10 protein-coding genes are annotated in these 12,290 nt (G+C 39.2%); 5 read left to right on the forward strand and 5 right to left on the reverse strand.

Going from position 1 to position 12,290, the window contains the following annotated elements; genetic code table 11:
* Positions 1 to 152 precede the first annotated feature (152 nt).
* Both NL42_RS14060 and NL42_RS14065 read left to right on the forward strand, forming a co-directional pair.
* Complete coding sequence (locus NL42_RS14060) at positions 153 to 1,448, forward strand: solute carrier family 23 protein (protein WP_461313199.1); 1,296 nt, start codon at positions 153 to 155, stop codon at positions 1,446 to 1,448.
* 104 nt (positions 1,449 to 1,552) lie between these two features.
* Positions 1,553 to 2,443 carry a LysR family transcriptional regulator gene (locus NL42_RS14065; protein WP_461313200.1) on the forward strand — a complete coding sequence of 297 codons (891 nt, stop codon included), beginning with the start codon at positions 1,553 to 1,555 and terminating at the stop codon, positions 2,441 to 2,443.
* Positions 2,444 to 2,452: 9 nt separating this feature from the next.
* Here NL42_RS14065 and NL42_RS14070 read toward each other — a convergent pair whose 3' ends face one another.
* The 3 genes from NL42_RS14070 to ilvD form a co-directional block, all read right to left on the reverse strand.
* Positions 2,453 to 3,184: a sulfite exporter TauE/SafE family protein gene (locus NL42_RS14070; RefSeq protein ID WP_461313201.1), complete on the reverse strand. Its 732-nt coding sequence runs from the start codon at positions 3,182 to 3,184 to the stop codon at positions 2,453 to 2,455.
* Positions 3,185 to 3,262: 78 nt separating this feature from the next.
* Positions 3,263 to 4,552, reverse strand: a complete 1,290-nt coding sequence (locus tag NL42_RS14075; protein WP_461313202.1) for a hypothetical protein — start codon at positions 4,550 to 4,552, stop codon at positions 3,263 to 3,265.
* A gap of 321 nt (positions 4,553 to 4,873) precedes the next feature.
* The gene (gene ilvD, locus NL42_RS14080) at positions 4,874 to 6,703 is read right to left on the reverse strand and encodes a dihydroxy-acid dehydratase (RefSeq protein WP_035366348.1); all 1,830 of its coding nucleotides are present in this window, start codon (positions 6,701 to 6,703) and stop codon (positions 4,874 to 4,876) included.
* 348 nt (positions 6,704 to 7,051) lie between these two features.
* Between ilvD and fmt the strand changes: the two genes are divergently transcribed.
* Together fmt and rsmB are read left to right on the forward strand one after the other, a co-directional pair.
* Complete coding sequence (gene fmt / locus NL42_RS14085) at positions 7,052 to 8,011, forward strand: methionyl-tRNA formyltransferase (RefSeq protein ID WP_461313203.1); 960 nt, start codon at positions 7,052 to 7,054, stop codon at positions 8,009 to 8,011.
* Positions 8,008 to 9,312: a 16S rRNA (cytosine(967)-C(5))-methyltransferase RsmB gene (rsmB, locus tag NL42_RS14090; RefSeq protein WP_461313204.1), complete on the forward strand. Its 1,305-nt coding sequence runs from the start codon at positions 8,008 to 8,010 to the stop codon at positions 9,310 to 9,312. Before fmt ends, rsmB begins: the two co-directional genes overlap by 4 nt.
* A gap of 39 nt (positions 9,313 to 9,351) precedes the next feature.
* Here rsmB and NL42_RS14095 read toward each other — a convergent pair whose 3' ends face one another.
* Positions 9,352 to 9,495: a methionine/alanine import family NSS transporter small subunit gene (locus NL42_RS14095; protein WP_004640212.1), complete on the reverse strand. Its 144-nt coding sequence runs from the start codon at positions 9,493 to 9,495 to the stop codon at positions 9,352 to 9,354.
* A 12-nt stretch (positions 9,496 to 9,507) separates the two neighbouring features.
* Positions 9,508 to 10,986, reverse strand: coding sequence for a sodium-dependent transporter (locus tag NL42_RS14100; RefSeq protein WP_016139748.1), 1,479 nt, complete (start codon positions 10,984 to 10,986; stop codon positions 9,508 to 9,510).
* Between the two features lie 641 nt (positions 10,987 to 11,627).
* Between NL42_RS14100 and NL42_RS14105 the strand changes: the two genes are divergently transcribed.
* On the forward strand, positions 11,628 to 12,290 hold a 663-nt coding region (locus NL42_RS14105), incomplete at its 3' end, for a TIGR04219 family outer membrane beta-barrel protein (RefSeq protein ID WP_461313205.1).

Below are 12,290 nucleotides of genomic sequence, written 5' to 3' on the forward strand. Positions count from 1 at the left end.
AAAAATAACTAATTCCTTATATTTAGAATTCACAAAATTATACCAATCGTTAAAAAATAATTATTTTTCACTAACATACTTCTCTCTAGAGATTAAATGCATTCTCAAGAAAGAGTATCATTGCAGCAATTAAAGAATAACGAGCTTATGTTATGTCCAATTGGTTTCCAAAATGGCAGCCTTACCAAGGTGATATTGACCATCGGCCAGTCTCTACCAATGAATATCTCCCTCCAGTTCAAAGTGCTATTTTAGGTATTCAACATGCGTTTGCTATGTTTGGAGCAACTGTTTTAGCACCATTACTCATGGGTTTTAATCCTAATCTCGCCATTTTAATGTCTGGTATCTGTACCATCCTGTTCTTTTTAATTACGGGTGGTCGTGTTCCGAGTTACTTAGGCTCAAGTTTTGCATTTATTGGTGTGGTTGCAGCAGCAACTGGGCATATTACGGGTTCGGGCGCCAATCCAAACCTCTCTATGGCTTTAGGTGGAATCGTTGCGTGCGGTGTGTTTTATGCCCTCATCGGTTTTATTGTCATGCTTACAGGCACGCGCTGGATTGAAAAACTCATGCCACCTGTCGTGACTGGCGCGGTTGTGATGATTATTGGTCTAAACCTCGCACCCGTTACGATTAAAGGTGTTGCAGGACAACCATTTGAAATGTGGATGGCCTTAATTACCGTACTTTGTATGGGCAGTATTGCAGTCTTTACTCGCGGATTGTTGCAACGTTTGCTTCTGTTAGTCGGTTTAATTTTGGCTTATGTAATTTATGCCATCACCACCAATGGGCTAGGTTTTGGTAAACCCATCGATTTTAGTCAGATCTCAGCAGCTGCATGGTTCGGGATCCCAAGCTTTTCACATCCTACCTTTGATACTAAAGCAATGCTAATTATTGCGCCCGTTGCGCTCATTTTAGTAGCAGAAAACCTAGGCCATATTAAAGCTGTTGGTGCAATGACTGGTGAAAACCTGACTCCACAATTAGGTAAAGCATTTGTTGCAGATGGTTTGGCAACAACGCTTTCTGGTAGCGTTGGTGCACCTGGTATGACGACTTATGGCGAAAACATTGGAGTTATGGCCGTCACTCGTGTCTACTCAACCATTGTTTTTGTGATTGCTGGTGTCTTTGCTATTTTCTTGGGTTTATCTCCAAAATTTGGCGCGGTAATTAGTACTATTCCAAGTGCTGTCTTAACAGGTGCGTCTATTGTTGTATTTGGTTTAATTACCATTGCTGGTGCAAAAATCTGGATTGAAAACAAAGTTGATTTTTCCAACAATAAAAACCTGATTGTTGCTTCTGTGACGATTATTTTAGGTGCCGGAAATTTTGAATTAATGTTTGGTAATTTCAATTTAGGTGGCATTGGTACAGCAACTTTTGCAGCTATTATTTTAAATTGGCTGTTTAGTTTAAAAGATAAAACCTAAGTTCAAAAAAGGCAGCGAAAGCTGCCTTTTTATTATTGCCTTTCATCACCTTTCTTGATTACTTTTTAGTATGATGAATTTTTGCGTTTCAATACGTTCCTATCATGCGTTTTGATTTTTTTGATTTACAATTGGTTCTTCATATTGTCTCGACTGGTAGCCTAACTAAAGGTGCAGATCGTTCCGCGATTTCACTTCAGGCTGCTAGCGAACGTATTAAAAAACTCGAACAATATTTTGAAACTCCTTTATTTATTCGCCACACCACTGGAGTCGAACTCACAACAGCAGGACATGCTTTTACTGAGCATGCTCATCAGCTTTTAGCGCAAAAAGATCAACTCGAACAAGAAATGCAACGTTTTAGACAACCGACAACTGAAGCATTAACGCTTTGGTGTAACTCTTCTGCTCAAAGCGAATATTTGCCTCCGTTATTACCGCAATATTTAGTGCTTCATCCTGAAATGAATATCGATTTGCACGAAGCAGAAAGCTCAGAAATTGTAGATGCATTAACCCAAGGAATTGCGAGCCTTGGCTTGGTCTCAAGCTTTTTTGATACCCGACATTTGCAAACGAAAGAATTTGCCAGCGATCCATTAGTTTTGATTTGCCCTACTGCCCACAATTTAGCTCAATACCAAGAGCTGAATTTGGTAGATGCTTTAAGTTATGGCTTTATTGGCCTTAAACCCCACCACTCTTTGCAGCAGTCCATCGAAACTCAAGCTAAATTACTAGGCTTTAACATACAGTACCGTTTACGTTTACCTAGCTTTGGCGCAATTGCTGAGGTTGTGGCGAAAGGTGTTGGAATTGCAATTATGCCCGCCCGCGCTGCACAGCGTTTGCAATCGGACTATCATTTCCATTCGATTCAATTACTAGGGGCGTGGGCAAATCGTAAACTACTTTTGGCTACACAAAATTTCAATCAACTCCCTCAAAGCTATCAACAGTTTTCTGATTTTTTACTGCAACATCGCCCTTAAACACTTGGCTTAGTGCAAAACCATATAAATCCCTAATGACATCAAACCAATAAAAAATATACGACGAAATTTTTGTTCATTGAGTCGATAACGGATTTTTTTACCTAACCACATTCCAACTAATGCAGCAAATAAAGCAGCAAAAGATAAACGATAGTCTAGCGTTATTCCTGACATAGGGTTGTGATGTAAAAAGACTGCAAGGCAAATCGTAGAGACAGTAAAAGTCAGCCCCAAAGCCTGTACCAGCTCATCACGTTTTAAATGCAACGACTGCAAGTAAGGCACTACTGGAATAATAATAACCCCAGTAGCTACGGTCACTGCCCCACCAATATAACCAATGATGGGCGATAGCCAACGTTCATGCTTGCCTAAGTGCGGAAGCTTTTTCACACATAGACCATAGAGCCCATATAAGGCCAGCATACAGCCTAATAAAATTTCACTACTATGCCCATGACTTTGGCTCAAAGTGGGCAGAAAGCTCCATATTGAGCCCACCACAATGCCTACAAGCAAAGTCCAGAAACGGCGAATAAAAGACCAGACATGCCCCTCAGCGAAAAGCTGCCAGACATTAGTGACCATTGAAGGAACAATCAGAAGAGATGCTGCTTGAAATGGGCTCATTGCGATGGTGAGTAGGCCCATCGATACTGCGGGCAACCCTAAACCGATCATGCCTTTAATCATGCCAGCAAAGGCAAATACCACCATAATAATTGCTAGAAATGTCACTGTTTATCTCCGATTCCCTACAAGGCTATGCTACGGAAAAAACAGGCTTTGCCCTATTCTTGTTTTTAGGAGAAGGCCTCAATTAAAAGTTGAGGCCGTTTTATATTTTTCTTCTAATACATTGCTAAAAATACTTTCAATCATCCAAACACGATACAAACTATTAAAGACATAGCTTTGCCCATCAATACGCAACTCTAAAACTGGTAAATCAGGCTGATGCTTATCTCTGCAAAATGCGTCATTTTGCGCCAGAACAGCTGGCACATCCTGTTCGGTTAACTGCTCAATTCCCAACTGTTGCTGTAATTCTTGGAAATGCTTTTTGAAAGATAAATCTTTGCCTTTTGTCCAAACAGCCTGCAAAATCGTAAAAACCGTATCGATTTGCTGATTTTCAGGCACGCTATAGAAAAGCTTTGCCATTTCAAGCGTACTTTCTTCTGTAGGACGGCAAAAAGGGGTAAAAGCAACATCTGTTCGTTTAGAAACACGGGTTGCCAAACTCCAGTCAAACCAATCTCGGCCTTGATAGCTTAAAGGGTAAACTTTTAATTGAATGTCATAATAATCGGCCAGCTCTTCCTTAATATAAGCAAGTAACAGCCAACTCATTGGATCTTCTAAGGCAATATATATATCGAGTTCAGGACGAAGTGTCTGAATTTCGGTAAGTGCCTCAGCATCATTAATCAAATGTTCACGCCATTCGATATGATTAATTAAAAAGATCGGATTACCAGTAAGTAACTTTTGCTGTTTTAGACGACGGGTTAAACGTAATAAATCATCTACTGCATGATATTTACGACCACCAAACTCAAAATATGCAGCCGTTACAGACTCATCCGTAAAAATACGTTCTGAAAAATGTTGAGGAAGCTGATGTTTAACTGCCATGGCATGTAAAGTACGCAGCTTTCCATATTGTTGCTGCCAAAGCATGTGAAAAATATCTTCAAGTAAATGTAAGAAATTCTGACCTTGTAATGGGGTTCTTTTTAATATGACGGCAGCTTGTTTTAAAGATTCTTGGCTTGGGATTTCTGGAAATTCATCAAAAGCAAAACGATGTTGTTTGGCTAATATTTTGGCATCATTCAGACAGTAATTTTGCCATTCTTCATGCGACATAGCATTCGGAGGTTCAGAAGCCGTATGAGAAATAATAATTTTTAAAGGTTTAAGCTCATCACTTAAAATCTCATCGAGCTGAGACAGTTGCTGAACAGCTAAATAGCTATACACATCATCAAGTCGTAAATAAATACTTAAACCATTTTCCGTGGGTAACACCGCTTGACGAGAAGGTTTTTGGTAAAACCAACTCGATCGGATAGGGTCAAACCAACGGCGTAGCAGTGACATGAGAGTAGAGCCTCTAAAAAAAATAAATCCTAAGCAAGACCAAAAAACTGCTTTGATCGCAGTACAAAGTGTCGCAGAAATTTCATATACAAAATGCTGACGAGCTCTGCTTACACAGAACAAAGATCATGTTATTGCACGTATTCCTGCATCGGTGAAGATTTTATCATCATTTTATGAGAAACCCATAGAATGACTTGCAACACCCTCATCTACAAGCCTATTTTTTCGAACAGATGTAAAAATGCACCCATCAGCATGATAATAATTCATCGTGCAAATGGGTGCATAGTTTCTATTCAATTAATAAAATTGAATATTTTATAGAACGCGTACAGCTCCTTTTGCCGCACTTGTTGTATGCATTGCATAAACTTTTAACGCTTTTGATACCTTACGTTTACGTTCTTCTTTCGGATGCCAGCCTTTCGCTTCTTGAACTGTACGACGGTGCGCCATAGTCGCATCATCAACGTTCAAGTGAATAGTACGGTTTGGAATATCGATTTCAATCGTATCGCCATCTTCTACCAAACCAATTGCACCGCCTTCAGCAGCTTCTGGTGAAACATGTCCAATCGAAAGACCTGATGAACCACCAGAGAAACGACCATCTGTCACCAATGCACAGTCTTTGCCTAAACCTTTCGATTTAAGGTAGCTGGTTGGGTAAAGCATTTCTTGCATACCCGGACCACCACGTGGGCCTTCGTAACGAATCACAACCACATCGCCAGCTTTAATATCATGACCTAAAATTGCATCTACAGCGGCATCTTGGCTCTCAAATACACGCGCTGTGCCCGTAAATTTCAAGATTGATTCATCTACACCCGCAGTTTTTACAATACAGCCATCAAGCGCGATGTTGCCGTATAGAACTGCTAAACCACCATCTTTCGAGAATGCATGTTCTGCATTACGAATAACGCCTTTTTCACGATCACCATCTAAAGTTGCATAGTAGCGATTTTGAGAGAACGCAACTTGAGTTGGAATACCACCCGGAGATGAACGATAAAACTCATACACATCTGCATCTTCTGTACGAATAATATCCCACTTGTCCAACGCATCTTTTAACGTTTTCTCATGAACTGTTGGTAGTGATACATCAAGTAAATTCGCACGATCAAGCTCACCCAAAATGGCCATAATACCGCCAGCGCGGTGAACATCTTCCATGTGAACATCTTGTTTCGCAGGCGCTACTTTAGACAATACAGGAACTCGACGTGACAACTCATCAATATCGTCCATTGTAAAGTCAACTTCCGCTTCACTTGCCGCAGCCAATAAATGCAGAACCGTATTGGTTGAACCACCCATTGCAATATCAAGGGTCATCGCGTTTTTAAACGCCGCCTTGGTTGCAATTGAACGAGGTAAAATGCTTGCATCTTCTTGTTCGTAATAGCGCTTAGCCAATTCAACAATAAGTTGACCTGCTCTTAAAAATAATTTTTCACGATTAGCATGTGTCGCAACAATTGAACCATTACCCGGTAAAGATAAACCTAATGCTTCAGTTAAACAGTTCATTGAGTTTGCAGTGAACATCCCTGAACATGAGCCACAGGTTGGACATGCTGAACGTTCAAATTCTTCAACTTCTTCGTCTGTATAACTTTCATCAGCCGCAACAACCATTGCATCAACAAGGTCAATCGCTTTTTCATTACCGCGGAATTTGACCTTACCTGCTTCCATTGGTCCACCAGACACAAAAACCACAGGAATATTCAAGCGCATCGCAGCCATGAGCATTCCCGGAGTAATTTTGTCACAGTTCGAAATGCAGACCATAGCATCAGCACAATGCGCATTTACCATGTACTCAACTGAGTCAGCAATCAAATCACGTGATGGTAATGAATAAAGCATGCCGTCATGCCCCATTGCGATCCCGTCATCTACTGCAATCGTATTAAACTCTTTAGCAACACCACCTGATGCCTGAATTTCTGCTGCGACTAGTTGCCCTAAATCTTTAAGATGTACATGGCCCGGAACAAATTGAGTAAATGAGTTGACCACCGCAATAATCGGTTTGCCGAAATCCTCATCTTTCATTCCTGTTGCACGCCATAAGCCACGTGCGCCAGCCATATTTCTTCCGTGTGTCGATGTTTTTGAACGATAGTCAGGCATTAGTGTTTCCAACAAGTTGTGCTTGAGCGGAATTTCTTCCACTCTGGCTGAATGATACTGATATAGCGTTAGATCAGTCGGAATATTGACTCATCATCATAATTTGATCATTCTCCATTCTATAGAAGCAAATAATATTCGGAAAGCCAAGAACAGTAATAGTCAGTCAATATTTAGCAAAACTTACATGAATAATTTTTTATTTTTTCATAACCTTTTTTTATCAATAAAAATTTTTGAATAATTTTTTGTTCACTATTTAAAAACCAAATCTCTCAATAGCCATGAGTTTAGGGCTTCAAACGTTTTTCACGTATACTATCCATAAACTCTTTTTGGATTGCATTTGTGAAAATTATTTTTGCTGGCACCCCCGAATTTGCTGCAACAGCATTGGCGGCATTATTAAAAACTTCCCATGAAATTATCGCCGTTTACACCCAGCCGGATCGTAAAGCCGGCCGTGGACAAAAACTAACGCCATCTCCTGTAAAACAGCTTGCGCTTGAACATGGTATCCCTGTTTATCAACCACTTCACTTTAAAGCATCTACAGAGGAAGGGCTCGCAGCCCAACAAGAACTCGCAGCTTTAGGTGCCGATGTGATGGTCGTTGCAGCCTATGGCTTGATTCTTCCACAAGCTGTGCTCGATACACCTAAATATGGCTGTTTAAATATTCACGGTTCACTATTACCACGTTGGCGCGGTGCAGCACCAATTCAGCGTGCGATTGCAACAGGTGATGAAGAAACCGGAATCACGATCATGCAGATGGCTGCTGGTTTAGATACAGGCGATATGATGTATAAAACCTATTGTCCAATCACAGCCGAAGATACATCAGCGACTTTACATGACAAACTCGCAGCTCAAGGTGCAACAGCAATTTGTGACGTACTCGAGTCAGAAGAAACACTACAAAAATATTTGGCAGAGCGTGAAGTTCAAGATGAAAGCCTAACTGTCTATGCACACAAATTGGTGAAATCAGAAGCTCGTATTGACTGGTCAAATGATGCTGTTCAGCTTGACCGAAATATTCGTGCGTTCAACCCTTGGCCTGTGTCGTTTTGTGAACTAGACGGGCAAGTGTTACGTGTTTGGGCCGCAGAACTTACGATTACTGAATTTAGTAACAAAGTCCCAGGTGAAATTGTTAGGGTAGACAATCATGGTGTGATGGTGGTTTGTGGAAAAGGTCGACCATTGCTATTAACTAGTGTGCAATGGCCAGGTGGTAAGGCTCTCAATAGCAAACAAATGTTACAAACTCAAAAATTTCATGTAGGACAAATTCTACCATGAGTCAGGTTTCATCAAATTCGTCACGATTTAACTTACGTGCTCAAGTCGTCCAGACCTTATTAAAAGTTCAGCAAGGCCAATCACTCGCTAGTATTTTAAATACACAGCTGAATCAAGTTGCAGAGCGTGATCGCGCACTATTTCATGAACTTGTTCTAGGTACGCTCCGCCAATGGTTTGCACTTAAATCAATTAGCTTACCTTTGCTCAGCAAACCTTTAAATAATGAAACAGTTGAAACCTGTCTGTATGTTGGACTTTATCAAGTTTTATGCACGCGTATTGCAGCACACGCTGCCATATCAGAAACAGTAGATGCCACCAAACAACTTGGATTTCCTGCACTTGGCGGTATTGTGAATGCTATTTTGCGGCGCGCTACTCGTGAAACTGATGACTTTCAGCAAGGTTTACAACAAGCGCATGGCTTACCAAGTTGGCTTTTTAAAAAGCTAAAAAAGGATTGGGGAGAACAAACTGAATCTCTTTGCCAATCATTAAAACAAGTCGCTCCTTTAACCTTAAGGGTGAACCAGCGTCATATTGGCCGTGATGCTTATTTAGCAAAACTACAAAGTCTAGATATTCAAGCACGTGCATGTACTCTGTCTGAAGCAGGTATTGTTCTTGAACAATCTGTACAAATTACCCAACTACCCGGTTTTGAAGAAGGATGGTTTTCTGTACAAGATGAACATGCTCAGCTATGTGCAACATTATTGCCAGATTTAAATAATAAAACAGTGATTGATGCCTGTGCAGCACCTGGTGGAAAAACAGCTCATTTACTCGAAAAGTTTAAACCAGCTCAGCTCATTGCTATTGACCAAGATTCTAACCGCTTAATCCGTGTAACTGAGAATTTAAACCGCTTAGCACTTGATCAAAGTCAAACAGAAATTTTGGCAGCCGATGCAACCGAATGGGTACCTGCACAACCAGTAGATTGTATTGTATTAGATGCACCTTGTTCTGCGACAGGTGTTATTCGTCGTCATCCGGATATCCGTTTATTGCGCCAATCTAGCGACATAGCTCAAACGATTGAACTACAAAAGCAGATTATGGAGCACATGTGGCAACAACTCAACGTTGGAGGCACACTGCTCTATATTACCTGTTCAGTTTTAAAAGCTGAAAATGAACAGCAGATGATAAATTTCTTTGCACAACATACAGATGCAAAAGAAATTAAGATTGAAGCGAATTGGGGACTTGAACAAATTCATGGTCGACAATTATTACCACAAGCGCAGTCTGGCGATGGATTTTATTATTGTAAAATTGAAAAAATTGCATAAAAAAAGCAGGCTTTAAGCCTGCTTTTTACTAGATCAGCATCAAAGCGTATGCTGATCTTTTACATCTTCTAAAACATCATCTAACTCTTCAGGATGTTTCGATAAATGTAGAATAGATAAAATCAATCCACCCCATAAAAACACCATCGAAATCACCATCATCACGATTGCCGAAGTATTCATTATTTTATCCTCCTAGCGATCTTTCATTTTGCTTAACACGATTGCAACGACAGCACAGAAAATCACACTGCCCCAGCCGAATACACCTTGTAAGCTCATACTATAAGTATCATAGCCATTTTTGATCAAATTAAAAACAGTCATACAGAGTGTAGTTAACAAGATTAAAGATGTAATAACCGTTAAAGTGAAATCCCATCCCTTACCCACTTGAATGGTTGAGATACGATTTATATGGTCACTAAGCTCTTTAAGAGCCGAACGTTTAAACCAAGCTATGCTAATAATTGATATTAATGCACCACCGATAATACCGATATTGTTGATAAAGTGGTCAACAATATCAACCAACTTAATTGCATTTACACTTGAGAATAAAATAATTGATACAAGTGCACTACCACCACCAATAATCGTTACAGCTTTTTTACGGCCCCATTTCAACTTATCTTGCATTGCTGCAATAGGCACTTCCAAAATACTGACCATCGAAGAAATACCTGCGACGAAAAGTGAAGAGAAGAATAAAAGACCAAATAAATCAGCCCCTGTACCTAAGCTTGAAATAATTTTCGGGAATGCAATAAATGCCAATCCAATTCCGCCGCTCACGACATCTTTAACTTCAGTACCTGCTGCATGCGCCATAAAGCCCAGCGCTGCAAAAATACCAATCCCTGCCAAAATCTCAGTTGATGCATTTGCAAAACCAACGATTAAGCCAGAACCCGTTAAATTTGTTTTTGGTTTTAAATAAGATGCATAGGTAACCATGATCCCGAAACCAACAGATAATGAAAAGAAAGTATGACCATAAGCGGCTAACCATACTTTATAGTCCATCATTGCTGACCAGTTTGGCGTAAAGAATGCATTCAAACCTTGAGCTGCACCCGGCAAACGCAATGACTGAATCACCAAAATAGTGAATAGAACGAATAATAATGGCATGAAAATTTTATTGGATAATTCCACACCCTTTTTCACCCCACCATAAAGAATGATTAAAGTAAGTGCCCAAATTCCAACAATCGGCCAGAATAAATGACTTACAAACTGCAAATCAAAACCAGTCGCTTTTGAGGTTTGTAAGTAGGTATTAAAGAAGAAGCCTTCCGGATCACTTCCCCACATTTGACCAATAGAAAAGTAAACGTAACTACCTGCCCATGTCAACACACTTGCATAATACAAACCGATAATGATACAGACACAAACCTGCCACCACCCTAGTGTTTCTCCGCCTTTAAATAAGGCTCGATATGCTTTCGGAGGTGAACCAGTACTACGATGCCCAACCGCATAATCTAAAAATAGTAACGGTAAACCAGCAGTAATGAGTGCTAATAGATAAGGAATAAGAAACGCACCACCACCATTTTCATAAGCAACGTATGGAAAGCGCCAAATATTACCTAAGCCTACAGCCGAACCAACGGCTGCAATAATAAAACCAGATCGTGACGTCCAGTTTTCACGAGAATCTGTCATAAAACACCTAATGTTAAAAGATTGCTTATTTTTACTGCTATTGTTGATTGTTATTCCGCATGCAAAAAAAGAACCAAAGAATACTTTTGTGTTTGATTGAGAATAAAAGGCACCTTGTGAGTATTTTTATTTTCATTTCAAACAAGCAAATATAGAAAATTCTTCCTTAAAGATTTTTGTCCATTTTTTGCCCCTATATAGCTGAACAATACCTGTTTTTATTTCTTTTTACTGTAATTTCCATCAGAAATTTTACGAATTTTCCAAGTTTTTTTCACAATTGGTTATTTTTCAGCTAATCTTTACGTTTAAATCATATAGGCGGACAATGTTGTTCAATGACATTTTCTTCCAATTCATAAAAAGATCTATTTAATTACTCAACTTATCCATTAATTTCTTCCTCAATTTCCAATTAAAATTTGATAATACCCAGTTTTTTAGATGAAAAAATTTATACTAAAATTTGTAGAGGATTAATGACACCCAAATTAAGAGGCAAATATTAATTATTTGAAATGACTAAAATTTTATTTAACTTAGAAAAATTATTAACAATATACGCTTCAGACTCATGTTTTTTATCAATGCATCTGTAGCAAGATGCCTATATCATGCGCTCAAAGATTTCTTTTATGCGGATGTTCAAAGTGAAAATATTAAAAATATCTTTATTAACGCTCGGGATGGGCTTAAGTGGCTTTGCTCAAGCAGACTTTGTTGGAGTAAAAGGAGACGTAGGCTACTGGTTTTATGATGGTAAAGCGAATATGTCTTCTCAATTCCCTGACAATCAAGATCTAGATCAAAAAGGTAGTGCTCAACTCTCATTGGCAATAGAACACCCAATCCCATTTATTCCAAATGCAAAAATTCGTTATGTAAATTTAGATACTCAAACTAAATCAGAAACTCTAGGTCAAGCTAACTATAAAGTTGATTTAGATCATAGCGATTTTATTCTCTATTATGAATTATTAGACAATATTGTGAGTGTAGATGCTGGACTTGGTGCAACTGTACTAAATGGTGATATAACTGCGTATACAGGTAAGCACGTGGATATTGATAAAACATATCCTATTGCTTATTTGTCTGGTGAAGTAAAACTTCCATTTACAGGCTTAAGTGCTAAAGGTGAAGCAACTTATACAAACTTTGATGATGCACGAATCACAGACGCATTGGCAGAAATAAAATATAAGTTTGCAGATAATCTACTCATTGATCTTGGTTTAACAGCAGGATATCGCGTACTCAATATTGATTTAGAGGACTACGATAATAATGATCTTAAGTTTGAA

This window comes from Acinetobacter sp. GN11 (genome assembly GCF_054823985.1).

What these genes read in the sequence shown, in the direction of transcription:
- NL42_RS14100 (WP_016139748.1), bottom strand. Translation starts at nt 10,986, where the DNA reads ATGACAGATTCTCGTGAAAACTGGACGTCACGATCTGGTTTTATTATT.
- NL42_RS14095 (WP_004640212.1), bottom strand. Translation starts at nt 9,495, where the DNA reads ATGAATACTTCGGCAATCGTGATGATGGTGATTTCGATGGTGTTTTTA.
- rsmB (WP_461313204.1), top strand. Translation starts at nt 8,008, where the DNA reads ATGAGTCAGGTTTCATCAAATTCGTCACGATTTAACTTACGTGCTCAA.
- ilvD (WP_035366348.1), bottom strand. Translation starts at nt 6,703, where the DNA reads ATGCCTGACTATCGTTCAAAAACATCGACACACGGAAGAAATATGGCT.
- NL42_RS14075 (WP_461313202.1), bottom strand. Translation starts at nt 4,552, where the DNA reads ATGTCACTGCTACGCCGTTGGTTTGACCCTATCCGATCGAGTTGGTTT.
- NL42_RS14060 (WP_461313199.1), top strand. Translation starts at nt 153, where the DNA reads ATGTCCAATTGGTTTCCAAAATGGCAGCCTTACCAAGGTGATATTGAC.
- NL42_RS14065 (WP_461313200.1), top strand. Translation starts at nt 1,553, where the DNA reads ATGCGTTTTGATTTTTTTGATTTACAATTGGTTCTTCATATTGTCTCG.